This is a genomic window from Corynebacterium sp. MSK297 (genome assembly GCF_030232885.1).
Classification (GTDB): domain Bacteria; phylum Actinomycetota; class Actinomycetes; order Mycobacteriales; family Mycobacteriaceae; genus Corynebacterium.
Map to the genome: position 1 here is coordinate 275,030 of NZ_JASPGD010000002.1, position 22,037 is coordinate 297,066.

Here is a 22,037-nt window from a genome sequence, read left to right on the forward strand (position 1 = left end):
TAAACACTAAAAGAGCGTGCGGACGTTGTGTTAGCCTTGGGCATGATCCTGCGGGTACGTTATTGGTCACGCGTACCTTATTGGTCACGCGCACGTTATTCGCCAAGGACTATCGACTGGCTCGAGCATCTTCGGGGCAGACCATCGGTGTGCCCGTGACAGGGTCGGGAACTACTCGTGCCGCGAGCCCAAAAACCTCTTTAATCAACTCGGAGTTCACCACGTTGTTTGGTGCGCCAGTGGTGACAACCGCACCGTCCTTCATGACGATGAGATGATCGGCATAGCGGGCTGCCTGGTTCAAGTCATGCAGGACTGCGACGATGGTTTTTCCTTGTTCATGGAAATCCCGTAACAGCTCCAAAAGTTCGTACTGGTGCGCAATATCCAAAAATGTGGTGGGTTCATCCAACAACATGATCGGGGTCTGCTGCGCCAACAACATAGCGATCCAGACTCGCTGACGTTGCCCGCCGGATAATTCGGATACTAACTTTCCAGAAATATCAGTGAGGCGGGTCGCGGATAAAGCATCGGAGACTGCTTGTGCATCGTCAGCATCCCACTGACGAAATAAACTCTGGTACGGCGCGCGCCCGCGCGCGACTAAATCGGCGACTCGAATGCCATCCGGGGCAGTAGACGATTGCGGCAATAACCCTAATTGCTGCGCCACGTGCTTGGCGGGAAGGTCGGTAATAGCCGTGCCATCCAGCACAACCCGGCCCTCTGAGGGAGTGAGTACGCGTGAACAGGCTCGTAGCAACGTTGATTTGCCGCAGCCATTCGGACCGATGATGGCGGTGAAAGACTGATGGGGGATTTCGACGTTAATCCCGCGCGAAATAGTTGTGGTCTCATAACCCACGGTGGCGTCAACGACGCGGAGCCGTGGTTCGGGTTGTGCGGTGTTCACAGTCTAAGTTCTCGCTTTTCGTCGTGATTGGGTGGTTGGCGATTTAGTGATTACGGGGCTTAGTGGTTACTCGGTGTGGTGTGTCCACTCTCATCCCCAGCCGTGCCGCTACGCAGAGGTCCACTTGTCCGAGCTACCAGCCCTCCAACGGCCCAGGGAGGTTTAGCCGGTGCCATACCGGCGGGTGGACTCGCGCAGTAGCAGCCAGAGCATGTACAAGCCACCGATAACTACGGTGATAAGCCCGACGGGAATTTGCCGGTAGAACGTCGCAATGACCAGCGATAATATGTGCGCTCCGGTGAGCAGGGTTGCCCCCATGGCGGCAGCGCCCAGTAAAGAGACTCCGGCTGTGCGCATGATGCGTCGCGCGATTTGCGGTGCCACCAGCGCAATAAATGAAATCGGCCCCGCGGCTGCCGTGACTAAGGCAGTGGTAGCAACGCCGATCACGATCAACCCCAGCCGCGCGCGGTTAACCGCAAATCCTTGGGTAGTCGCCGCGTCGTCGCCTAGCTCTAGGTGCCGCAGTGCACGGGAGTAAGCGGTGGCGGCGGTGATTACGATGATGCCCAGGAACATCGTCGGCACGAGCCCCTGCCACGTGACTTTCGTAATGGACCCGGCCGCCCAGAAACCAACTTGGATGCCTTCTTCCACATCGGCGCGGGTGATCAGATACGAATTAATGGATGTCAACATTGCCGAAACCCCAATGCCGACGATGATCAGCCGAAACCCCTGCACACCCTTGCGCCAGGCCAATAGATAGACCACCAGGGCTGTGCTGATTCCGCCGACGATGGACGCCCCCGCAATTGCCCAGAAATTACTCGCGCCGATGACGAGCATGGTGAGCACCACGGCTGTATAAGCACCAGCATCGAAGCCGATGACATCGGGTGATCCGAGCGGGTTGCGGGTCAGTGATTGGAAAATTGCTCCACCAATGCCGAGCAATGCGCCGAAGCCGACTGCGGACACGGCGATGGGCAGACGCCATTCACGCACGATCGTGGAATCGAAGCCACCGTCCCGGCTAAACAATGCACTGAATACTTCGCCCAGGCTTAAAGGATATTCCCCAAGCGTGATAGCTGTGATGGCACCAATCAGCGCCAGGAGTAGTAATCCCAGCGCTGTGACCAGCACTCGCGCCGGAAAGTGCACCGAAACCCACCGATTGCGGATAACCAGTCGTCGGTAGCCGTGCGTGGCTTCCGGGAGTGCCGTTCCGCTCAGGGGAGTGCCGCTTTGGGGCGCGCTGTTGTGGGGTGCGCCGTGTGTTGCTGGGGAGTTGTCTGCGCTCATAGTCCACTCGCTTTCCGACGCCGTACCAGCATGATTAGTACCGGTGCGCCCAGCACTGCGGTGACGATGCCGACTTCAATTTCACTGGGGCGCGCGATGATGCGCCCGATGATGTCGGCCGCTAGCACCAGTACTGGGGCTGCTAAAGCCGAGTACAACAGAATCCATCGTTGGTCTGGTCCGACGATCCAACGAACCACGTGTGGCACCATCAGTCCGACGAAGGCCAACCCACCGGTCAGTGCAGTGGCACCACCGGCTAGCAAGGTGATAGCGATGATTCCGAGCACGCGGGTACGCACGATTTTGGTGCCAAGAGCAGAGGCGAGGTCGTCGCCAAGCGCAATGGAATTCAGTGATGAGGAAATCGCCAGGGCTACCAGCAGACCGGCGGCAAGAAAGGGGGCGACTAGTGCGGTATCGGCGAGCTCTGCCCGGGCGACTGAGCCCAATCCCCAGCTGCGGATGGCTTGGAAGGTGTTCGGGTCGATTAACGTGAGAAACTGCGTGACGCCGGATAACACGGCGGCAAGGGCGACGCCCGCAAGCACCAGGGTGGCAGGGTTGGCTTTTCCGTTGGCGCCGAGTGCGGCTCCGGAACTGATGAAATACACCACCGCGGTCGTCACGGCCGCGCCGAAAAACGCGAACCAGATATAGCCGCTGATGCTGGTCAAACTGAAGAATCCGACGCCAATGGTCACGGCAAAACCTGCGCCGGCGTTGACGCCGAGGATCCCGGGATCGGCGAGTGGATTCCGGGTTAAAGCCTGGATGAGGGCGCCAGCCACGCCGAATGCCGCGCCAGTGATGACCGCGACGACGGTGCGGGGGATGCGCAGCGTCCACACGATGATCGCGGCTTCGGAATTGTCATGGGCGAGCAGTCCATCCCATACTTCGCGCACGGGCAAGGGGTTGGCTCCGAGGGCGAGACTGATGCACACGGTGACAGTTATGGCGATAAGGATCAGCAGCATGCCCAGTGTGCGGCGTGCAAAAAGCGCAGGTGCCAGCATGGACCATCCTTCGTTGTGAGAGATTGCTAATGGAATTTTTGACGCAGGTACTAGGAAATAAGGTAGAGCATAAAAATCAAAAAGGGTAGCCTAGGCTTGCTGTTTGCAATAAGCCAAGCCTGAGACGATCGTTATCCTTGCTTAAGAAGTTGGTAGTAGGTCGGCTTTGGGTGCTGGTTGGACCATGGTGACCGGGCAGTAGTCAAAGATAGATACGCAGTATGATCCGTAGCCGGTGAGGTGAATGCTGAATGCCAGAGGTGCTGCGTAACAAAATCTTCGCGACGGTTTCTTCGCAACAAAGTTGAACAATTGCCACAGCTTGTGGTTGAATGGCGGGGTTGCCGATGCTGGTCGGCGGATTTGTGATGCGTTTCCGAATCACAACCGCCGAGACCCTTCGACCGCCACGGCCACCAGTTAATTGGATGAATTCTAGTTAACCGCAGGTGGCGTGTTCGTCGACAAGCATCAGGTAGCTGCAAGAACAAGACCGAGTGCGATCAGGACGGAAATCTTTTCGCACATAAATCCAGGTCAGGAGACCAACTGTGATTCAACAAGAATCGCGCCTGAAGGTCGCCGACAACTCCGGTGCACGAGAAATTCTCGTCATCCGAGCTCTCGGCGGATCCGTGCGACGCTTCGCAGGCATTGGTGACATCGTTGTCGCTACTGTCAAAGAAGCAGTCCCAGGCGGAAACGTGAAAGAAGGTGACGTCGTTCGCGCCGTCATCGTTCGCGCAAAGAAGGAAACCCGTCGTCCAGACGGCTCCTATATTGCTTTCGACGAAAACGCTGCTGTCATTCTTCGTTCCAACGATAATGACCCACGCGGTACCCGTATCTTCGGGCCTGTCGCTCGTGAGCTGCGTGAGAAGAAGTTTATGAAGATTGTTTCTCTCGCACCGGAGGTGATCTAGGTGAAGGTACATAAGGGCGATATGGTCCAGGTCATTTCGGGCCCAGATAAGGGCGCGCAAGGCAAGGTCATTGAGGCATACCCAAAGGCCAACAAGGTTTTGGTTGAGGGTGTCAACCGCATCAAGAAGCACGTTGCGAACTCCGCGCCGGAGCGTGGCGCTGAGTCTGGCGGAATCGTTACCCAGGAAGCACCCATCCACGTCTCGAACGTCGCGGTGCTCGATTCTGACGGTAACCCAACTCGCGTTGGCTACCGCTTTGACGAGAACGGCAAGAAAGTCCGCATTGCTCGTCGCAACGGGAAGGATATTTAAGGCATGAGCGACAACTACACTCCACGTCTGAAAACCCGTTACCGCGACGAAATCAAGAATAAGCTGAATGACGAATTCTCTTACGAGAACGTCATGGAGATCCCTGGTGTTGTCAAGGTTGTTGTCAACATGGGTGTTGGCGACGCTGCTCGCGACTCCAAGCTGATCAACGGTGCGGTTGAGGATCTGACTCTGATTACTGGTCAGAAGCCACAGCTGCGTCGCGCTAAGAAGTCCATCGCGAACTTCAAGCTGCGTGAAGGTATGCCGATCGGCGTGCGCGTTACCATGCGCGGCGACCGTATGTGGGAGTTCCTGGACCGTCTGCTGACTATCGCGCTGCCACGTATTCGTGACTTCCGCGGTTTGTCTGATCAGCAGTTTGACGGCCACGGAAACTACACCTTCGGCCTGTCTGAGCAGACGATGTTCTACGAGATCGACATCGACAAGGTTGATCGTCCACGTGGTATGGATATCACCGTTGTTACCAGCGCTACCAACGACGATGAAGGTCGCGCGCTGCTTCGTGAACTGGGATTCCCGTTCAAGTAGATTTTGTAGGACTGGATAAGTCTGTTTGTTAAGACCTTTAACCCCTCCGGCATGAAACCGGAGGGGTTAAAGTCATTTTTGGTGTCCTTGGTGTTTTCTTCTTGGGAAGAAATACCATGCAGCTAAGAAAGCGATGAGGCTGGGGATGACGGCGATGATTAACTCAGAAGAATCGCGTATGAAGTACAACAACCAGTGAAAAAGACCGAGCAACATCAGCGTTGTAAAACAAATCCAATCATCGCGCCGTTTTTTATCTTTTGTCGCCACAGTACGCGTACCTCCTTATCGCGCCAGTGCAACGGCAACCTGCTATGCAATGGATCTGGCGGTATATTGTCAAATTAATCACCTGCGGGTTTTGCTAGAATAGCTACAATCGCTATTTAGATTGGTGATGCACGAAACCTACAAGGAGCCATTAACTATGTCCACAATCCCAAGCATTCTTCTCCGCGCTATCCCAGGTGCCCTCATCGCGGATTCTGGCATTTCCAAGTTGGGTATGGATGCAGAATCCTCGAAAGGTCTACAGGACTTTGCTGCTACGGGCATTCCGCAGGTGAAGGAACTGCCGTCCGATAAGTTTGGCACTATCATCGGTGCTTCCGAAGTCGCTGTCGGTGGCGCGCTGTTGGCGCCATTCGTCTCCAACCGCCTTGCCGGTCTTGCGCTGACCACCTTTGGCGCAGGTCTGTTGAGCATTTACTTCCGTAACGACGATATGACCCGCGAGGATGGCATCCGCCCATCTCAAGATGGCATGTCTATCGCGAAGGATTCCATGATGGTTGCGATTGGCACAGGGCTGATCGCTCTGGATCAGCAGGATCGTATCTCTGGTGTACTGCAGGAACGCAAGATTGCTAAGGCAGAAAAGAAAGCTGCCAAGAAGGCCGCACGAAAGGCTAAGAAAGACGCAAGGATAAACTCCTAAAGCTAATTTGCCGGTGACATTGGCACGCAAAGTCGGCTAACCGTTCTAATGGTTGGCCGAATCGCCTCAAGCCTGCTAGGGTTGGGGCGTCTTGTGCTTTTTGGGATACGTGTGTCTAAAACGCCGTAGCCTGAATAGAGATTTAGCGTCGGCGGGAAGAACCGTTTTAGCGTTTACTCTGCACGCACAGACTTGCAAGTTTTTCCTACGTTTGTTGTAGGCCCCTCGCCATCATGGCGACCGAGCTTCATTGAGGTAGCGAGCAAACATGCTATTGAGCATGGGAGCGTTAAGTTGCCCAAAACAGCCCGGTAACGCCCTTAAGGTGAGTTCGGGAACCGCAACGAGAAAGGTTCAAGGTCAACACATGACCATGACTGACCCGATTGCAGACATGCTCTCACGGGTGCGCAACGCTAACCACGCGCAGCACGACACCGTGTCCATGCCTGCATCCAAGATCAAGGCGAATATCGCTGGAATCCTGAAGCAAGAAGGCTACATTTCCGATTATTCTGTGGAAGGCGAAAAGGCAAAGAAGACCTTGTCGCTGGACCTGAAGTACAACGGCCGCGAGCGCGCTCTGTCTGGCCTGCGTCGCGTTTCGAAGCCAGGTTTGCGTGTCTACGCAAAGGCGACGGAGCTCCCTAAGGTTCTGGGCGGACTGGGTGTGGCTATCATTTCCACCTCCCACGGCCTGTTGACGGACCGCGAGGCTGAACAGAAAGGCGTAGGCGGAGAAGTCATCGCCTACGTCTGGTAAGGGAAGGGTGATTATTAATGTCACGAGTTGGTTTGGCACCAATCGCCGTCCCTAGCGGCGTCGAGGTAAAAATCGATGGCCAGAACGTTTCCGTCAAGGGGCCAAAGGGCACCTTGCAGGTTGATGTTCCAGAGCCAATTTCCATCGTCCAAGAAGACGGCGAACTCCGTGTTTCTCGCCCGGATGACCACCGTAAGAACCGTTCTCTGCACGGTCTAGCGCGTTCCTTGGTGAACAACTGCGTGATCGGTGTAACCGAGGGCTACGAAATCAAGATGGAAATCCACGGTGTTGGTTACCGTGTCCAGCAAAAGGGCAAGGATCTCGAGTTTGCTTTGGGCTACTCGCACCCTGTGCCAGTCAAAGCTGATGAAGGCATCACCTTCGCTGTGGACGGCAACACCAAGTTCTCTATCTCTGGTATCGACAAGCAACAGGTTGGCCAAGTTGCGGCGAACATCCGTCGCCTGCGTAAGCACGATCCTTACAAGGGTAAGGGTATCCGCTACGTCGGCGAGCAGGTACGTCGCAAGGTCGGAAAGACGGGTAAGTAAGCAATGTCTAATTCTGAAAACACCAAGCGCACTCCGGTCGGTAAGGATATCTCCTCCCGCCGTCGTGAAGCACGTGCCCGCCGTCATTTCCGTATTCGCAAGACGCTGCGTGGAACCCCACAGACCCCACGTTTGGTCGTTCACCGCACGGCACGCCACTTGCACGCTCAGCTGATCGACGACCTCGCTGGCCACACTCTGGCCGCGGCCTCCACCATGGAGATCCGCGACGCAGAGGGTGACAAGAAGGCACGTGGTGCCGAGGTCGGCAAGCTTATCGCACAGCGCGCCCAAGAAGCAGGCATCGAAGCAGTTGTTTTTGACCGTGCCGGTTACAAATACCACGGCCGTGTTGCTGCTTTCGCTGATGCCGCACGTGAAGGTGGTCTGAAGTTCTAATGATCAACGCAGTTGCACACACCAACGGAAAGGACGCGTAATGTCGGATCGTGATCAGCGCGACGGCGGACGCTCCGCCGACAACAAGAAGAACGATCGCAACAATCGTCGTAACGATCGTCGCAACCAGGACAACGAGCGCGATAAATACATCGAGCGCGTCGTAGCCATCAACCGGGTTTCCAAGACTGTCAAGGGTGGCCGCAACATGAGCTTTACCGCTCTGGTCATCGTCGGTGACGGCGAAGGCATGGTCGGTGTTGGCTACGGCAAGGCCAAGGAAGTTCCAGCCGCAATCCAGAAGGGTGCAGAAGAAGCACGCAAGAACTTCTTCCGTGTCCCAATGATCGGCGGCACCATTACCCACCCAGTACAGGGAGAAGACGCAGCCGGTGTCGTTATGCTGAAGCCAGCTGCACCCGGTACCGGTGTCATTGCCGGAGGCGCCGCACGTCCAGTTCTGGAGTGCGCCGGCGTCCAGGATATCCTGTCCAAGTCGCTGGGTTCGGATAACGCTCTGAACGTCGTCCGCGCTACCGTGGACGGCCTGAAACAGCTGGTGCGCCCAGAGGAAGTTGCTGCACGTCGTGGCAAGTCCGTCGAAGAGGTTACCCCAGCCCGTATGCTGCGCGCTCGCGCAGGACAGGAGGCATAAACCATGGCTCTGAAGATTACCCAAACACGTGGCCTGGTCGGCACCACGCCGAATCAGAAGGCCAACATGGAAGCACTGGGCCTCAAGCGCATTCGCCACTCTGTTGTCCAGAAAGACACCCCGGCGATCCGTGGCATCATTCAGAAGGTGCGCCACCTGGTCACCGTCGAAGAAGTGGCAGGGGAGTAGATATACCATGAGCGATATCATCAAGCTGCACGATTTGCGCCCGGAAAAGGGTGCAAACAAAGCAAAGCGCCGCGTCGGTCGCGGTGAAGGCGGTAAGCGCGGTAAGACTGCCGGTCGCGGTACCAAGGGTACTAAGGCACGTAAGCAGGTAGCGGCAAACTTCGAGGGTGGCCAGATGCCAATCCAGATGCGTTTGCCGAAGCTGCGTGGCTTCAAGAACCCAAACAAGGTTGGCTTCCAGGTTGTCAACGTTTCTGACCTGGAAAAGACTTTCCCACAGGGCGGCGACATTACCGTTGCTGACCTTGTCAACAATGGTCTGGTTCGCAAGAACCAACCAGTCAAGGTGCTGGGCAACGGTGAGATCTCTGTGAAGATCAATGTCACCGCTCAGAAGTTCTCTAAGTCGGCTGTCGAGAAAATCGAAGCCGCTGGAGGCAGCACCAACAAAGCTTAAGCGGTTGGTGTACGGGCACTCCGTGCTTTGATGTTCGTGGCCCCTGGTTCCTGCGCGATGCAGGTTCCAGGGGTTTTCGCCTACCCAAGACTGCGTCGTTGGTACGGCTAGATGTTGGTAGGGCTAGATCATCAATGAGCTTGAAGTACCTACATTTCGAGCTTACTGTTTTGCCTGTAGAAAACTAAGGTTGTCCTATCGCACATGCCTGAAAGTGTTTTCAGCCGCCTATGACTGGTAGGCTACTAACGTCACGCGTACATGTGCGCGCTGGCGCTTGAGCGTGGAGGTTTAGAGACCGCGCGCAGGCGCTCACTAATGAAGTAGTAATTATCGGTTGCCTTTGCGTCACTTTCCACGGTGGCAGTAGTTGGGCTAGGAGGCTTTAGTGTCTGCCATCATTCAGGCTTTTAAGGATGCGGATCTTCGACGCAAGATTCTGTTTACGATTTTGCTGATCGTGATCTACCGCGTCGGCGCCCAGATCCCTTCGCCGGGTGTGGACTACCAGAATATTTCCGGACGGCTCCATGAGCTGACACAAGAAGATGACAGCCTATATTCCGTCATCAATCTGTTCTCCGGTGGTGCGTTGCTGCAGCTATCTATCTTTGCCATCGGCATCATGCCGTACATCACGGCTTCGATTATTGCGCAGCTTCTCACCGTGGTGATTCCTCACTTCGAGCAGTTGAAAAAGGAAGGCCAATCTGGCCAGGCGAAGATGACTCAGTACACCAGGTATATGACCCTGGCATTAGCACTGCTGCAGTCTGCAGGCATCGTGGCACTGGCTGACAGGAACCAACTTCTTGGCCAAGGTGTAGAAGTATTGGATCCGGATCGCACCGTATTCGACCTGATCCTTCTCGTTACGGTGATGACCACCGGCGCGATCCTTGTTATGTGGCTCGGTGAGCTCATAACGGAGAAGGGCATTGGTAACGGTATGTCCTTGCTCATTTTTGCTGGTATTGCGACGCGTTTGCCGTCTGACGGCTACCGCATTTTGCAGGATAACGGTGGAGTCGTTTTCGCTGTAGTCTGCGCGGCTATTCTCGCATTGGTCGTTGGCATTACCTTTATGGAACAAGGTCAGCGACGCATTCCAGTCCAGTACGCAAAGCGTATGGTTGGGCGGCGCCAATACGGTGGGTCGTCGACGTATTTGCCTCTGAAGGTCAACCAGGCTGGTGTTATTCCAGTGATCTTCGCATCGTCGTTGATTTACATGCCGGTATTGATCACAGAAATCGTAAACTCTTCGAATCCGACACCACCCGATAACTGGTGGATGCGTAACGTCATCGCCAACTTGCAATCGCCGTCGTCGTACGTCTACATCCTGGTGTACGTGTCCCTGATTATCTTCTTCTCGTACTTCTATACTTCGATTCAGTACGATCCGAACGAGCAAGCCGAGAACATGAAGAAATACGGCGGTTTCATTCCTGGAATCCGCCCGGGACGGCCGACAGCGATGTACCTCAGCTTTGTGATGAACCGCCTGTTGTTTGTCGGTTCCATCTATTTGGCATTCATTGCTATCCTGCCAAATCTCGCGCTTGATATGGGGGTTGGTTCACAGGATTCTGCCGGTATGACTGCATTCGGCGGTACTGCTATCCTGATTATGGTATCCGTGGCGTTGACCACAGTGAAGCAAATTGAATCCCAACTCCTGCAATCCAACTACGAAGGGCTGCTCAAATAATGCGATTGGTACTCCTTGGCCCAGCCGGAGCCGGAAAAGGCACGCAGGCTGAAATACTCAGTGAGAAGCTGAATATCCCACACATCTCTACTGGTGACTTGTTCCGTGCCAACATCTCCGAGGGAACCCCCTTGGGTGTCGAGGCCAAAGAATACATTGATGCGGGCAAACTGGTACCTACTGACGTCACTGCCCGGATGGTGGAATCCCGTCTGGAAGAACCCGATACGGATGAGGGCTTTCTTCTCGATGGCTTCCCCCGTACAGTCGAGCAAGCCGAGATCTTGGAAGACTTGTTAGCGAAAAAGAATTTGCGGCTTGATCATGTCATCAACTTTGAAGTCTCCGAAGAAGAAGTAATCGAGCGGATGAAAGCTCGTGGCCGCTCTGACGACACGGAAGACGTGATTCGTACTCGACTTCAGGTCTATCGCGACGAAGTGATCCCACTGATTAAGCACTATGGCGACGATGTCATCAACGTGCAAGCCGAAGGCGAGATCGAGGAGATTAACCAGCGCACAATGTCCGCGTTGGGGAAATAAGAAGCAAAGCGCATAATTTTCCGTTAGGCACTGCATGAACGCGGTGCCGTTTTCACTCAAGGACGCACTTTTCCATGAACTCCCGTAAATTGTTTGCTGGCATTGTCGGCAGCGTCTCGATGTTGGCTTCGGTTCTTTTTTCTACACCATCCGCTCAGGCACAAGGTCTCCCTGGACCTTCGGAGATCGCGAACAACTTTCAAGCCCCGGCACTCCCAGATTTCAACCAGCTGGTTCAGCAATTTGACGAAGGCAACCGTGACGGAGCCTGGGAGCTCCGTAATCAATTGGTTCACCAGGCGAACGCATTGAATTCACAGTTTGGTGGGGGAGTTGCGCACTTTATTGACCGCGCACTCGAGGCTGTTTTTCCTGGCTTGGTAGCGCAAAAGCAAGAAGCAGCACGAGCTGCCCAAGGCCCAGCCGAAGCCATGACTCCTGCGCCAGCGCGCGGACCGGAGATTGATACTGGCGCATGTCCAGCCGATGCTCGCGTGTGTGTGGACATCGATGGCCGTCGTACTTGGTTGCAAGATGGGCATGGCAAGGTGACACACGTGGCGTCGGCCATGGCACCAGGTAAACCAGGCCAAGATACCCCACGCGGTACCTTTAACGTGAACCGTAAGGTGAAAGACGAGATTTCGTACGCGTTTAATAATGCTCCAATGCCGTACGCGATCTATTTCACCAATAATGGTCACGCGTTCCACGAGGGATCCCCGGCCTATGACTCCGCAGGCTGTGTTCGTTTGCCGAACCAGGATGCGATCGCGTTTTGGAACCACCTGAACATAGGCGACAAGGTAGTCATCTACTAGTTTTTAGTTGCTACTTTCTTGCTGCCTTAGGCATTTCCCAGCATGACGGCAGATAAGACGTAATCCCGACTTCTGGTAGAGACAAACCTTTAAATTTCGCACCTCCATAGCGCTTACCTCGCCAAAAGTTTGTTTTTGCTGCTAGCGCTCTGTATAGTTGGGATTTGGTCTGTCAAAGCTTTACCGTGAAGCTGTCTACCCAGCTAGCGGACACTGACACCGGCCACGGCCGGTGTTTTGTTATGTGCAGAGCAGTGTAAATTGTTCGAGTACAACAGGCCAAAGAAGCAATAGACAAGCAATCGGCGCAGCTGTGGCTGCGCCAGGAAGCCGGAGGATATGGCTAAGGAAGGCGCAATTGAGGTAGAAGGACGGGTAACCGAGCCTTTGCCGAACGCAATGTTCAAAGTCGAGCTAGACAACGGACATGAGGTGCTTGCTCATATTTCGGGTAAGATGCGCCAGCACTATATCCGTATTCTCCCAGAGGATCGGGTCGTTGTGGAATTGTCCCCATATGACCTGAAACGTGGCCGCATCGTCTATCGCTACAAGTAAAGACTGTAAGCCTCCCTACTCAAAACAATTCGCCCGCAGGTAGTACCGCGGGCATATTGTTCGTTTACCTCAGGCCGCGGTGGCCAGAGCCTGACATGTCGTGCAAGGCACCATGCTGATAGCAAAAAGCACTACCTGCAGAATGTTTTGTAACAACCTGATTCAGGGCGGGTAGGGAGAAAACCACCGCAAATACCCCGAAAGGACTCGCCTTATGGCACGTCTCGCTGGTGTGGATCTCCCACGCAATAAGCGTATGGAGATCGCTCTCACCTACATTTACGGCATCGGTCCAACCCGTGCCGCCGAGTTGCTGGAAGCTACCGGCATCTCTCCTGACCTGCGCACCGACGCTCTCACCGATGATCAGGTGTCGTCGTTGCGTGACCAGATTGAGGCTCAGTACACCGTCGAAGGTGACCTTCGTCGTGAGGTACAAGCCAACATCCGTCGCAAGATTGAGATTGGAAGCTACCAGGGTCTGCGCCACCGTCGTGGCCTGCCTGTCCGTGGTCAGCGCACCAAGACCAATGCACGTACCCGTAAGGGTCCTAAGAAGACGATCGCAGGAAAGAAGAAGTAGTTTATGCCTCCAAAGACTCGCTCTGGCGCACGCCGTGGCCGTCGCGTCGTAAAGAAGAACGTGGCCCACGGCCACGCCTACATCAAGTCGACCTTCAACAACACCATCGTGTCGATTACCGACCCTGCCGGTGCCGTCATCGCATGGGCTTCGTCCGGACACGTCGGTTTCAAGGGCTCTCGTAAGTCCACTCCATTCGCCGCACAGATGGCCGCAGAAAACGCCGCCCGCAAGGCAATGGATCACAACATGAAAAAGGTTGACGTTTTCGTTAAGGGGCCGGGCTCCGGCCGTGAGACCGCTATTCGTTCCCTGCAGGCAGCAGGCCTTGAGGTCAACTCCATCACCGATGGCACTCCGCACCCATTCAATGGCTGCCGCCCACCGAAAAAGCGTAAGTTCTAGGGGAAGGAAGAGGTTTAAAAAATGGCTCGTTATATTGGCCCCGCAACCCGCGTATCCCGCCGTCTGCGCGTCGACCTAGTCGGCGGAGACTTGGCATTCGAGCGTCGTCCTTACCCACCAGGACACGCTGGACGCAATCGCATCAAAGAATCTGAATACCTGCTGCAGCTGCAGGAAAAGCAGAAAGCTAAGTACACCTACGGTGTCCTGGAGCGTCAGTTCCGTCGTTACTACACCGAGGCGAACCGCCTGAACGGCAAGACTGGTGACAACCTCGTCATCTTGCTGGAATCCCGACTAGACAACGTCGTCTACCGTGCAGGTCTGGCAAAGACTCGCCGTCAGGCACGTCAGCTGGTTTCCCACGGACACTTCACCGTGAACGGTAAGAACATCGATATCCCGTCTTACTCGGTAACTCAGTACGACATCATCGACGTTCGTCCACGTTCGCAGAAGATGCAGTGGTTCGAAGAAGCCCAGGACGCCCTGGCCGACGCCGTCGTTCCGGCCTGGCTACAGGTTGTTCCTGACACCTTGCGCATCCTCGTGCACCAGTTGCCCGAGCGCGCTCAGATCGACGTTCCGCTGCAAGAACAGCTCATCGTCGAGCTTTACTCGAAGTAATCCAGCTTCATATCTTCAGCTTTTCTTTCCTTATTGTTGTCCTAACCGGCGTCAAATAGCGGGCGCCAAAGGAGAAAATTCATGCTTATTTCACAGCGTCCCCAGCTGACCGAAGAATTCATTGATTCTTCGCGCTCCAAGTTTGTCATCGAGCCACTGGAGCCGGGCTTCGGTTATACCCTGGGTAACTCGCTGCGTCGTACGCTGCTGTCCTCGATCCCCGGGGCTGCGGTCACTTCCGTGAAGATCGACGGTGTCTTGCACGAGTTCACCACCATCAATGGCGTGAAGGAAGACGTTTCGGAGATCATCCTGAACGTCAAGGACCTGGTCCTTTCTTCGGATTCCGATGAACCTGTCGTCATGTACGTGTCCCAGCAGGGCGCCGGCAACATTACTGCCGGAGACATCCAGCCACCAGCTGGCGTCGAGATCCACAACCCGGATTTGCACATCGCATCGCTGAACGACGACGCCCGTTTCGACATGGAACTCGTTGTTGAGCGCGGCCGTGGCTACGTACCGGCTGCCCCAACCTCCGGAGACATCGGACGCATCCCAGTGGACCAGATCTACTCGCCGGTGCTGAAGGTGTCCTACAAGGTTGAGGCAACTCGTGTTGAGCAGCGTACCGACTTCGATAAGCTGATCATCGACGTCGAGACCAAGAACTCGATTACTGCCCGCGACGCCCTGGCTTCGGCCGGCGGCACCCTGGTAGAGCTCTTTGGCTTGGCCCGCGAGCTCAACACCCAGGCAGAAGGCATTGAGATCGGACCATCCCCACAGGAGTCCGAATACATCGCAGCCTACGGTATGCCAATTGAGGATCTGAACTTTTCCGTTCGTTCGTACAACTGCCTGAAGCGCCAGGAAATCCATACCGTTGGTGAGCTCGCAGAGTGCACCGAATCGGATTTGCTGGATATCCGCAACTTTGGCCAGAAGTCGATCAACGAGGTCAAGATTAAGCTGGCGAACCTGAATCTGACTCTGAAGGATGCCCCAGAAGACTTCGACCCAACTGTGTTGGAAGGTTACGACGCAGAAACGGGCGACTTCAAGGATCCTGCAGAAGATTCCGAGTAAAGCGCATATGTTCTGGCGAGATTAGGCGCCAACGCTTGGCCAATAGTTGGCTTTGTTGACCCAATGCATGACGACGATGGCCCAAGCGTGTACTAGCCGAGATTTCGCACCGCGCTCATTGACAATTAACGAGGAGAAACACTATGCCTACTCCAAAACGAGGCGCCCGAATTGGAGGCTCGGCTCGCAACCAGCGTCACATTCTGTCGAATCTGGCCGCTGCTTTGTTCGAGCACGACTCCATCAAAACCACCGACGCCAAGGCTAAGCTGCTGCGTCCATACGCAGAGAAGCTGATTACCAAGGCTCGTTCCGGCACCCTGGCTGACCGTCGCGAGGTACTCGCACAAGTCCCACAGAAGGATGCCGTTGCCCGTTTGTTCAACGAACTGGCTCCGAAATTCGAAAAGCGCGACGGTGGCTACACCCGCATGGTGAAGCTCGAGAACCGCACCGGTGACAACGCTCCAATGACCCAGATTTCCCTGGTTCTGGAAGAAACTGTTACCGCTTCCGCAGAACGCACCACTCAGGCTGCTGCCGCGAAGGCTGATTCCGACTCTGCTGATCCATCCGACGAGTCCACCATGGATTCCGAAGGTGCCGGTACCGTCGATTCCCCGCAGGATTCTGAACAGAAGTAATCTCGCTGCTTCCTAGCGGTGGGCTAGTGATTGGACATATACGTCCAATCACTAGCTCTCGTTAAGCGATCTGCAACACATAACCGCGCTTGTGTGTAGTAGAGATCACTAAGCTCTATTTCCTCCCATCGAGGAAGTAGAGCTTTTGTGTATTAAAGTGTAATTATGAAACGCAATGAATCTAACCAAGACCGTGGAATCCGTGCCGTAGTGGGCATAATTGCCTTGCTCATTGGGTTGTTTGCAGTAGGCGGTTTCCTCCGTGCACTGTTGGGCATCGTTGGTCTCGTTCTGGTCATCACCGCAGCAGTGGGCTTCTGCCCGCTGTACCGCCTGCTGGGAATCAACACCTGTAAAGTCCGGCATTAATAGAGGCCGGAAACATAGACCGGCATTAATACGGGTCGGCATTGATAGAGTTCGGCATGAAAGCAGAGTGGCGTTCACCTAGCGCCGGTCTAGCTTAGGCAAAGGCTTAGGCAATGGCTTAGGCAAAAGCGGGAGCGCGTCTGCGCCCGCGTCGCCCCAGAGACATTGTGCCGAGCGCCGCCACCAATAGCAGGGCATAAGCGAGAGTGATTGCCACAGACGCGGGGATGTCTAGATGATACGCGCTCCAGAATCCCACTATGCTGCCTAGTAGTGCAATCACGACGGCACTGCAGAGAATTTGGCTGAGCATGGAAATGCCCGGTAGTCGAACGGTGACGGCGAAGATTCGCCCGGTAGCTGCAGGCAGTACCATCATCGCGATCACCAGCATCACTCCGGCGGCGTAAAAACTTGCGACCACCGTCAAAGAGGTTAAGGCAAGCGTCGTCAAGCGCAACACCCGTACCGGTACGCCGGCGACTGTGGCGGCGCGGTCGTCGAAGGCACAAGCTCCAAGCAAGGGGAGTAACCAGCCGACGAAGACGATATTTGCCAGCATGATTGGTATTAGCGTCCACAGATAAGACGGTTGCGAAAGTGCTGCCAGGTTGAGATTGCCGACCAACACGGTGTGCACATCGAAATGCACGTTCGAGAAATTTAAGCTAAGTAGCACGATCCCGACGGCGAACATGCTGGGAAAGACCAACCCCAGTGCGCCGCCTTCTGCGATTAACCCGGTATCAGCAAGCCACCTCGTGCCCAACGCCACGAGAAATGCCGCGGCTCCGGCGAATAAGACGAGTAATGGGGATTGCACCGATCCGGAAATAAGCGCACCTACCACGATTCCGGGGAGCACGGCGTGCCCCATGCCGTCGAGAAGCATTGCATCCTTGTTTGCCACCACGATTACCCCAGGGATTGCGCAGGTAATAGCGGTAACGACGGCCAAAATACTCACGGTGACGACGAAGCTCATTGGGAAAACACCAATCCGCGCTTAGGGGCGAAAACCAGGGATACGAGGGCAAAGACGGCCTGCACGACGGCGATCAGTGGGCCGGTAGGAATCGAGCCAATGATTACGGCCAGGTAGACCCCGATGAAGCAACTAGCAGCACCGATCACAGCGGCAAGGACCGTGACGATGCCAAGCTGATTAGACCATTGCCGCGCGGCCACGCAGGGGGCGATGACGAACGAGACCATCAAGATAACGCCGACGACTTTGATGCCGTTGACGACCACTAATGCGAAAGCGGTCATGGCGACAACGTGCAGCAGGCGGGTGTGCACTCCGGAGGTTGCGGCGAAGTTTGGGTCGAAAAGCCAGCATTTCAGCATGGGGAACCACCAGATGAGTCCGCTGAGAATAACCAGGCTGAGTACGACGGAAATACGTAAATCTGCGATGGTTACCGAACTAGCATTACCCAATAGGTAGTCCTGAATTCCGCCTTTGCCGGGCAGTGGCTGTTTGGTGATGATGAACAACCCCAGCATGCCTAAGGAAAAAGACACGCTGAGTGAGATGGCCATGCCGGTATCGACGGACAACGGCGTGTGGTGAAACAACCAGTGGGACACCCCGACGGCTAGTAATGCGGTCAGCAACGCACCGGTCGCTAAAACCAGTGGGTTGCGCGTCGGCAAGTTGAGGTACGCGGCGATAAGAAACGCGAAGGTAATTCCCGGCAAACTGGCGTGGGAAATCACGTCGGAAATCAGTGCTTGCTTGCGGAAATACACAACGGGGGACAATGCACCGGCTGCAACGCCGATGACCATGGTGCCGAGCACCGCCATCAGATACGTGTGGGTGGTCAACAATTCCCATGGTGTGATCATGACACCGACCTACGATCCCGCGTGAGGTTCGCGGAGAAGTTGCCCGGAAGATTATATGCGTCGCTGATGGCGGTGTCGGTGAGAGTTTTGTGCGTTGGTCCGTTAGCGGATACCTTGCCGCCAGCTAATAACGTCACGTGGTCGCAGTATTCGGCGACTTCCGCCAGGTTGTGGTGGACCATGATGATGGTGGTCCCCGACTGGTGTAGCTCGCGGAGGATGTCGACGATCGTTTCTTGGCTAAATGCGTCGATGCCCTGGAAAGGTTCATCGAGGACCAGCAGATGCGGGCTGTTGACGAGAGTGCGCGCTAATAGTGCGCGTTGTCTCTGCCCGCCGGAGAGTGCGCCAATCGCAGCGCCGGAATATTTCTGTAAGCCGACGGCGGCAACGGCCTCGCGCGCGGCTTTTTTATCTGCCAAATTTGGCCAAGGCCACCACGAGCGTTTGCTAGCAGTACGACCCATCAAGGCCACGTCCAGGACAGTGGCCGGAAAATCCCAGTCCACCTGTTGGCTTTGTGGCATATACCCGAGATCCGTCCGGATGGCACGCAGCGGCTTGCCAAAAAATTCGACCTGTGCCTGTCCCCGGGTCGCTTTGGGCAATAACCCCAGGCAGGCTTGCAACAACGTGGACTTGCCGCTCCCGTTTGCCCCGACAATGCCGGCGAAACTACCGCATGGGATTTTTACGTCCAGCTCATCCAAGATGACGCCGGTGCCGTAATTGACTGTCAGGTCACGTACTGACAATGCAGTGGTGGTAGTAGGGGCGGGTGCAAGCATGGAGGTCTCCTGGAGGGTGGTTGATACCTTGATTTACTTGGTTACTGGGGTCAGTGGGCATTGCGATGGATGGGCATTGCGACGGATGGACACTGTGACGGGTGGGTATATAGCCCCGAGCTGCTGGGTCGGTCTACTTCAGTGCGGCAGCGATGGCTTCGAAGTTGTGGCGGAATGCGCCAAGGTACGTATCAACTGGGGCTTCGGCTCCGAGACTATCGGCGTACAGTTCCTCATCAGAGATTTCGACATCCCATCCGCGCGCCGCGATGGCTTCGCTCAGTGCATTGATGGCCTGTGGGTTGACCTGGTTGTCGTAGAAGATCGTCGGAACCTTGGCTTCTGCAATCTTTTCGGCCAACTCATCGAGTTCGCTGGCAGATTTCTCGGCCTCGGTGGACACGAAGTCGGTGGCTTCTACGTCTAGGCCGTAGGTATCGCCGAGGTAGTTGAAAGCATCGTGGCCGGTGACCAACAGGCGGGAAGACAACTCGCCGAGAGCTTCTTTGGCTTCTTTATCCAGAGCTGCGATCTCGTCGGTGTATTTGTCCGCGGCTTCGTGGTAGGCCTCGCTGCCGTCTGGGTCAATCTCGGAAATGTGATCGGCGACGATATCGACGACTTCCTGCCACAGTTCTGGCGAGTTCCATATGTGTGGGTCGTATTCTGGTTCGCCTTCTTCCCCTGCTTCTGGCCATGGCAACAGCGTGGATTCGTCGAGTTGGTCACCAACGGCAACTTGCTTATCGCCGAGGGCTTCGAGTTGCTTATCCATCTGGGCTTCGAGGTGCAGGCCGTTCCACAGCACAACATCGGAGTTTTGCATGGTGTCGATGTCTTGCGTGGTGGGCTGGTAGGTGTGTGGGTCGCCGCCAGGGCCCACCAGGGTGATCACTTCTGCATCAGGGGCGATTTGCTGCGCGGCGTCGGCAAGGTAGCCGGTAGTGGCGAAGATGGTGAGTTTGTCGTCTCCGCCGTTGCCTGCGCCATTCACACCTCCCGCGGCATCGGAACCGGCATCGTCGCTGCAGGCGGCTAGGGTGAGCAAGCTGATCAGGGCAGTGCCGACGGTAGCGGTGGTGCGGATGGATTTATGATTCATAGGGCACCTTTCTAAATGCTTCTAGAATGTTGTGATTCTGTTTTATATAAAACTGTGCTGAAAAGTTCAGTAACATGGATATTAAGAATTCTAGATCTTGACACTCAATTTTTCAACTATATTGCTACTCTCACCTGCCCCGATGGTGACACGGCATCCAACTGCCAGCTAACATAAACCCATGCATATTGGTGAGCTGCCGCAACGAACCCAGGAATATCTGAAATTGCTGTGGGGGATCTCCGAACGTAATGGTGAGTCCGGCGGCCAGGCGTCGGTAAGCCTTTCGGAGTTGTCTCGCCGTGCGCAGCAGAAAAACTCCACGACCTCCGAGGCCATCAAGCGCCTGCAGTCCCGTGGTCTGGTCGAGCATGAACCGTATTCTGGGGTACGGCTCACCGAATTGGGGGCGCGGCTGGCGGTTACCATGATCCGTCGCCATCGTTTGATCGAAACCTTCCTGGTGGAAACCCTCGGCTACACGTGGGATGAGATTCATGCCGACGCCGACTTGCTGGAGCACGCGGCCACGGACCGCTTCATCGACCGCATTGATGCGCTTTTGAACTTTCCGACCCGCGACCCCCACGGTGATCCGATTCCCTCAGCCGACGGGCGTGTGGAAGATCTCGGTGTGATGAGCCTGGCCGAGTGCGCGCCGGGCCAGCCGGTAGTCATTGAACAGGTCAACGACGAAGACCCCGAATTGCTGCGCTATCTGGCTGCACATGACATCTCGCCGGGTTCTAAGGTGTGTGTCACTAGCCCGTCGGTGGCGGGGCTGGTACACGTGCAGGTGCTCACACCGATAGTTGAAGAACCGGTGGGGGACCCGGTGGCTTTGGCCATCAAGGCAGCTGCTGACGTCAAAATTAGTGTGGCCGATGATTCGCTTGCCGACGATTACCGCGCCGGTGACAGTGAGTACCGATGACCACTAGTTCTGCACAGTCCCGCGACGTGGCCTCCGACCTGGCCGGTGGCCTGGCCCGCGAAAAAACTCGCGAGCTGACCCCCAACCTGACCCGCCTGCGGATTGAACTGGCCTATGACGGCGCGGATTTTCACGGCTGGGCCCGGCAAAAACCCCAAGACGGCGAAGAACTGCGCACCGTGCAAGGCGTTATTGAAGATGCCTTGTCCTTGGTGATGCGTGCGCCGCTGCAACTGACGGTGGCTGGGCGCACGGACGCAGGGGTGCATTCGGCGGGACAAGTATGCCACGTCGATGTGCCGGTGGATTCGCTGCAGCAGCGCTCGATTGATGGCCAGCCGCACAAGCTGGTGCGCCGTCTGTCGCGATTGTTGCCGGATGATATTCGTATTAATGCGGTGGAATGTGCGCCTGCGGGTTTCGATGCCCGGTTTTCTGCGTTGCGCCGCCACTATGAGTACCGTGTGACCGCGCATCCGGGTGGGGTGCTGCCGACGCGGGCACGGGATACCGCGTTGTGGGGCGCGCCGGTTGAACTCTCTGCCATGCAGGATGCCGCCGACGCGTTGGTGGGATTTCATGATTTCGCTGCTTTTTGCAAGGCGAAGCCGAATGCCACCACGGTGCGTGATCTGCAGGTGTTTCAGTGGGAAGATATTTCTACTGCCACCGAGCCTGCGACGTATCTCGCGCACGTGGTTGCTGATGCGTTTTGCTGGTCTATGGTGCGCAGTCTCGTCGGCACGTGTTTGCAGGTGGGGGCAGGCAAGCGTGATGTGGATTTCGCCGCGGCGTTGTTGGGGCAGGATTCGCGTAGTTCGAAAATCCAGGTAGCACCCGCGAATGGGCTCAGTTTGGTGCGGGTTGATTATCCTGCTGACGACGAGCTGGCGGCGCGTGCCATTCAAACTAGGCAGCGCCGTGACTAGGCAACGGTGCGACTAGGCAGCAGTGTCAACTGTGATGTAGCATACTAGCGTCTGTCAGATTTTCGGGGGAGGGGATCTTTGT

Annotated in this window: 30 protein-coding genes; 22 read left to right on the forward strand and 8 right to left on the reverse strand. The window is 55.7% G+C overall.

Going from position 1 to position 22,037, the window contains the following annotated elements; genetic code table 11:
• Positions 1-109: 109 nt before the first annotated feature.
• From QP888_RS03205 to QP888_RS03215, 3 genes are all read right to left on the reverse strand, one after another.
• The gene (locus QP888_RS03205; protein WP_284812078.1) at positions 110-916 is read right to left on the reverse strand and encodes an ABC transporter ATP-binding protein; all 807 of its coding nucleotides are present in this window, start codon (positions 914-916) and stop codon (positions 110-112) included.
• A 162-nt stretch (positions 917-1,078) separates the two neighbouring features.
• Positions 1,079-2,227 carry a FecCD family ABC transporter permease gene (locus QP888_RS03210; RefSeq protein WP_284812079.1) on the reverse strand — a complete coding sequence of 383 codons (1,149 nt, stop codon included), beginning with the start codon at positions 2,225-2,227 and terminating at the stop codon, positions 1,079-1,081.
• The gene (locus QP888_RS03215) at positions 2,224-3,246 is read right to left on the reverse strand and encodes a FecCD family ABC transporter permease (protein WP_284812080.1); all 1,023 of its coding nucleotides are present in this window, start codon (positions 3,244-3,246) and stop codon (positions 2,224-2,226) included. The genes QP888_RS03210 and QP888_RS03215 overlap by 4 nt, the downstream gene beginning before the upstream one ends.
• A 551-nt stretch (positions 3,247-3,797) precedes the next feature.
• Here QP888_RS03215 and rplN point away from each other — a divergent pair.
• Genes rplN through rplE form a run of 3 tightly spaced genes read left to right on the forward strand, consistent with a single transcriptional unit; the run spans position 3,798 to position 5,039 of the window.
• Positions 3,798-4,169, forward strand: a complete 372-nt coding sequence (gene rplN, locus QP888_RS03220; protein WP_018121291.1) for a 50S ribosomal protein L14 — start codon at positions 3,798-3,800, stop codon at positions 4,167-4,169.
• On the forward strand, positions 4,170-4,484 hold the full coding sequence (gene rplX / locus QP888_RS03225) for a 50S ribosomal protein L24 (protein ID WP_284812081.1): 315 nt from the start codon (positions 4,170-4,172) through the stop codon (positions 4,482-4,484).
• 3 nt (positions 4,485-4,487) lie between these two features.
• A complete protein-coding gene (rplE, locus tag QP888_RS03230; RefSeq protein WP_018121289.1) occupies positions 4,488-5,039 on the forward strand; it encodes a 50S ribosomal protein L5 in 552 nt (183 codons plus the stop codon).
• Positions 5,040-5,111: 72 nt separating this feature from the next.
• Here the strand turns inward: rplE and QP888_RS03235 are convergent, their stop codons facing one another.
• Positions 5,112-5,309, reverse strand: a complete 198-nt coding sequence (locus QP888_RS03235) for a hypothetical protein (protein ID WP_284812082.1) — start codon at positions 5,307-5,309, stop codon at positions 5,112-5,114.
• 157 nt (positions 5,310-5,466) lie between these two features.
• On the opposite strand from QP888_RS03235, the gene QP888_RS03240 reads away from it, so the two are divergent.
• The 17 genes from QP888_RS03240 (at position 5,467) to QP888_RS03320 (ending at position 16,348) form a co-directional block, all read left to right on the forward strand.
• Complete coding sequence (locus tag QP888_RS03240; protein WP_284812083.1) at positions 5,467-5,976, forward strand: hypothetical protein; 510 nt, start codon at positions 5,467-5,469, stop codon at positions 5,974-5,976.
• Between the two features lie 367 nt (positions 5,977-6,343).
• Entirely contained in the window at positions 6,344-6,739 is a 396-nt protein-coding gene (gene rpsH / locus QP888_RS03245; RefSeq protein WP_021353408.1) for a 30S ribosomal protein S8, read from the forward strand.
• A 17-nt stretch (positions 6,740-6,756) separates the two neighbouring features.
• On the forward strand, positions 6,757-7,293 hold the full coding sequence (rplF, locus tag QP888_RS03250; RefSeq protein ID WP_284812084.1) for a 50S ribosomal protein L6: 537 nt from the start codon (positions 6,757-6,759) through the stop codon (positions 7,291-7,293).
• Positions 7,294-7,296: 3 nt separating this feature from the next.
• Positions 7,297-7,692 (forward strand): 50S ribosomal protein L18, encoded by a 396-nt coding sequence (gene rplR, locus QP888_RS03255; RefSeq protein ID WP_018121284.1) that lies wholly within the window; start codon positions 7,297-7,299, stop codon positions 7,690-7,692.
• A 40-nt stretch (positions 7,693-7,732) separates the two neighbouring features.
• Positions 7,733-8,347, forward strand: a complete 615-nt coding sequence (gene rpsE / locus QP888_RS03260) for a 30S ribosomal protein S5 (RefSeq protein ID WP_018121283.1) — start codon at positions 7,733-7,735, stop codon at positions 8,345-8,347.
• Between the two features lie 3 nt (positions 8,348-8,350).
• Positions 8,351-8,536 (forward strand): 50S ribosomal protein L30, encoded by a 186-nt coding sequence (gene rpmD / locus QP888_RS03265; RefSeq protein WP_018121282.1) that lies wholly within the window; start codon positions 8,351-8,353, stop codon positions 8,534-8,536.
• Between the two features lie 7 nt (positions 8,537-8,543).
• Positions 8,544-8,993, forward strand: coding sequence for a 50S ribosomal protein L15 (gene rplO / locus QP888_RS03270; protein ID WP_284812085.1), 450 nt, complete (start codon positions 8,544-8,546; stop codon positions 8,991-8,993).
• 388 nt (positions 8,994-9,381) lie between these two features.
• A complete protein-coding gene (gene secY / locus QP888_RS03275; protein WP_284812086.1) occupies positions 9,382-10,707 on the forward strand; it encodes a preprotein translocase subunit SecY in 1,326 nt (441 codons plus the stop codon).
• Complete coding sequence (locus tag QP888_RS03280; protein WP_284812087.1) at positions 10,707-11,252, forward strand: adenylate kinase; 546 nt, start codon at positions 10,707-10,709, stop codon at positions 11,250-11,252. Before secY ends, QP888_RS03280 begins: the two co-directional genes overlap by 1 nt.
• 74 nt (positions 11,253-11,326) lie before the next feature.
• Positions 11,327-12,073 carry a L,D-transpeptidase gene (locus tag QP888_RS03285; RefSeq protein ID WP_284812088.1) on the forward strand — a complete coding sequence of 249 codons (747 nt, stop codon included), beginning with the start codon at positions 11,327-11,329 and terminating at the stop codon, positions 12,071-12,073.
• A 339-nt stretch (positions 12,074-12,412) separates the two neighbouring features.
• Complete coding sequence (gene infA / locus QP888_RS03290; RefSeq protein WP_284812089.1) at positions 12,413-12,631, forward strand: translation initiation factor IF-1; 219 nt, start codon at positions 12,413-12,415, stop codon at positions 12,629-12,631.
• 214 nt (positions 12,632-12,845) lie between these two features.
• The gene (gene rpsM, locus QP888_RS03295; protein ID WP_018121276.1) at positions 12,846-13,214 is read left to right on the forward strand and encodes a 30S ribosomal protein S13; all 369 of its coding nucleotides are present in this window, start codon (positions 12,846-12,848) and stop codon (positions 13,212-13,214) included.
• A 3-nt stretch (positions 13,215-13,217) separates the two neighbouring features.
• Complete coding sequence (gene rpsK, locus QP888_RS03300; protein WP_018121275.1) at positions 13,218-13,619, forward strand: 30S ribosomal protein S11; 402 nt, start codon at positions 13,218-13,220, stop codon at positions 13,617-13,619.
• A gap of 21 nt (positions 13,620-13,640) precedes the next feature.
• Positions 13,641-14,246, forward strand: coding sequence for a 30S ribosomal protein S4 (gene rpsD, locus QP888_RS03305; protein ID WP_018121274.1), 606 nt, complete (start codon positions 13,641-13,643; stop codon positions 14,244-14,246).
• 81 nt (positions 14,247-14,327) lie between these two features.
• Positions 14,328-15,335, forward strand: coding sequence for a DNA-directed RNA polymerase subunit alpha (locus tag QP888_RS03310; protein WP_284812090.1), 1,008 nt, complete (start codon positions 14,328-14,330; stop codon positions 15,333-15,335).
• Positions 15,336-15,478: 143 nt separating this feature from the next.
• On the forward strand, positions 15,479-15,979 hold the full coding sequence (rplQ, locus tag QP888_RS03315; protein ID WP_284812091.1) for a 50S ribosomal protein L17: 501 nt from the start codon (positions 15,479-15,481) through the stop codon (positions 15,977-15,979).
• Positions 15,980-16,144: 165 nt separating this feature from the next.
• Complete coding sequence (locus QP888_RS03320; protein WP_284812092.1) at positions 16,145-16,348, forward strand: YgaP family membrane protein; 204 nt, start codon at positions 16,145-16,147, stop codon at positions 16,346-16,348.
• Positions 16,349-16,466: 118 nt separating this feature from the next.
• On the opposite strand, the gene QP888_RS03325 is transcribed toward QP888_RS03320, so the two are convergent.
• The 4 genes from QP888_RS03325 to QP888_RS03340 all read right to left on the reverse strand — a co-directional run bounded on the left by QP888_RS03325 (position 16,467) and on the right by QP888_RS03340 (position 20,092).
• Positions 16,467-17,333 carry a metal ABC transporter permease gene (locus QP888_RS03325; RefSeq protein WP_284812093.1) on the reverse strand — a complete coding sequence of 289 codons (867 nt, stop codon included), beginning with the start codon at positions 17,331-17,333 and terminating at the stop codon, positions 16,467-16,469.
• Positions 17,330-18,202, reverse strand: a complete 873-nt coding sequence (locus tag QP888_RS03330) for a metal ABC transporter permease (protein WP_284812094.1) — start codon at positions 18,200-18,202, stop codon at positions 17,330-17,332. Before QP888_RS03330 ends, QP888_RS03325 begins: the two co-directional genes overlap by 4 nt.
• Entirely contained in the window at positions 18,199-18,990 is a 792-nt protein-coding gene (locus tag QP888_RS03335; RefSeq protein WP_284812095.1) for a metal ABC transporter ATP-binding protein, read from the reverse strand. The genes QP888_RS03330 and QP888_RS03335 overlap by 4 nt, the downstream gene beginning before the upstream one ends.
• Before the next feature lie 133 nt (positions 18,991-19,123).
• Complete coding sequence (locus QP888_RS03340) at positions 19,124-20,092, reverse strand: metal ABC transporter substrate-binding protein (RefSeq protein WP_284812096.1); 969 nt, start codon at positions 20,090-20,092, stop codon at positions 19,124-19,126.
• A 181-nt stretch (positions 20,093-20,273) separates the two neighbouring features.
• Here QP888_RS03340 and QP888_RS03345 point away from each other — a divergent pair, with 181 nt between their 5' ends.
• Both QP888_RS03345 and truA read left to right on the forward strand, forming a co-directional pair.
• Positions 20,274-21,026 (forward strand): metal-dependent transcriptional regulator, encoded by a 753-nt coding sequence (locus QP888_RS03345; RefSeq protein WP_284812097.1) that lies wholly within the window; start codon positions 20,274-20,276, stop codon positions 21,024-21,026.
• Entirely contained in the window at positions 21,023-21,955 is a 933-nt protein-coding gene (gene truA / locus QP888_RS03350; RefSeq protein WP_284812098.1) for a tRNA pseudouridine(38-40) synthase TruA, read from the forward strand. The genes QP888_RS03345 and truA overlap by 4 nt, the downstream gene beginning before the upstream one ends.
• The last annotated feature ends 82 nt before the right edge of the window (positions 21,956-22,037 follow it).

Coding starts and splice junctions, on each gene's coding strand:
- QP888_RS03210 (WP_284812079.1), bottom strand. CDS start 2,227: ATGAGCGCAGACAACTCCCCAGCAACACACGGCGCACCCCACAACAGC.
- QP888_RS03215 (WP_284812080.1), bottom strand. CDS start 3,246: ATGCTGGCACCTGCGCTTTTTGCACGCCGCACACTGGGCATGCTGCTG.
- rplE (WP_018121289.1), top strand. CDS start 4,488: ATGAGCGACAACTACACTCCACGTCTGAAAACCCGTTACCGCGACGAA.
- QP888_RS03240 (WP_284812083.1), top strand. CDS start 5,467: ATGTCCACAATCCCAAGCATTCTTCTCCGCGCTATCCCAGGTGCCCTC.
- rpsH (WP_021353408.1), top strand. CDS start 6,344: ATGACCATGACTGACCCGATTGCAGACATGCTCTCACGGGTGCGCAAC.
- rplF (WP_284812084.1), top strand. CDS start 6,757: ATGTCACGAGTTGGTTTGGCACCAATCGCCGTCCCTAGCGGCGTCGAG.
- rplR (WP_018121284.1), top strand. CDS start 7,297: ATGTCTAATTCTGAAAACACCAAGCGCACTCCGGTCGGTAAGGATATC.
- rpsE (WP_018121283.1), top strand. CDS start 7,733: ATGTCGGATCGTGATCAGCGCGACGGCGGACGCTCCGCCGACAACAAG.
- rpmD (WP_018121282.1), top strand. CDS start 8,351: ATGGCTCTGAAGATTACCCAAACACGTGGCCTGGTCGGCACCACGCCG.
- rplO (WP_284812085.1), top strand. CDS start 8,544: ATGAGCGATATCATCAAGCTGCACGATTTGCGCCCGGAAAAGGGTGCA.
- QP888_RS03280 (WP_284812087.1), top strand. CDS start 10,707: ATGCGATTGGTACTCCTTGGCCCAGCCGGAGCCGGAAAAGGCACGCAG.
- QP888_RS03285 (WP_284812088.1), top strand. CDS start 11,327: ATGAACTCCCGTAAATTGTTTGCTGGCATTGTCGGCAGCGTCTCGATG.
- infA (WP_284812089.1), top strand. CDS start 12,413: ATGGCTAAGGAAGGCGCAATTGAGGTAGAAGGACGGGTAACCGAGCCT.
- rpsM (WP_018121276.1), top strand. CDS start 12,846: ATGGCACGTCTCGCTGGTGTGGATCTCCCACGCAATAAGCGTATGGAG.
- rpsK (WP_018121275.1), top strand. CDS start 13,218: ATGCCTCCAAAGACTCGCTCTGGCGCACGCCGTGGCCGTCGCGTCGTA.
- rpsD (WP_018121274.1), top strand. CDS start 13,641: ATGGCTCGTTATATTGGCCCCGCAACCCGCGTATCCCGCCGTCTGCGC.
- QP888_RS03310 (WP_284812090.1), top strand. CDS start 14,328: ATGCTTATTTCACAGCGTCCCCAGCTGACCGAAGAATTCATTGATTCT.
- rplQ (WP_284812091.1), top strand. CDS start 15,479: ATGCCTACTCCAAAACGAGGCGCCCGAATTGGAGGCTCGGCTCGCAAC.
- QP888_RS03320 (WP_284812092.1), top strand. CDS start 16,145: ATGAAACGCAATGAATCTAACCAAGACCGTGGAATCCGTGCCGTAGTG.
- QP888_RS03325 (WP_284812093.1), bottom strand. CDS start 17,333: ATGAGCTTCGTCGTCACCGTGAGTATTTTGGCCGTCGTTACCGCTATT.
- QP888_RS03330 (WP_284812094.1), bottom strand. CDS start 18,202: ATGATCACACCATGGGAATTGTTGACCACCCACACGTATCTGATGGCG.
- QP888_RS03335 (WP_284812095.1), bottom strand. CDS start 18,990: ATGCTTGCACCCGCCCCTACTACCACCACTGCATTGTCAGTACGTGAC.
- QP888_RS03340 (WP_284812096.1), bottom strand. CDS start 20,092: ATGAATCATAAATCCATCCGCACCACCGCTACCGTCGGCACTGCCCTG.
- QP888_RS03345 (WP_284812097.1), top strand. CDS start 20,274: ATGCATATTGGTGAGCTGCCGCAACGAACCCAGGAATATCTGAAATTG.
- truA (WP_284812098.1), top strand. CDS start 21,023: ATGACCACTAGTTCTGCACAGTCCCGCGACGTGGCCTCCGACCTGGCC.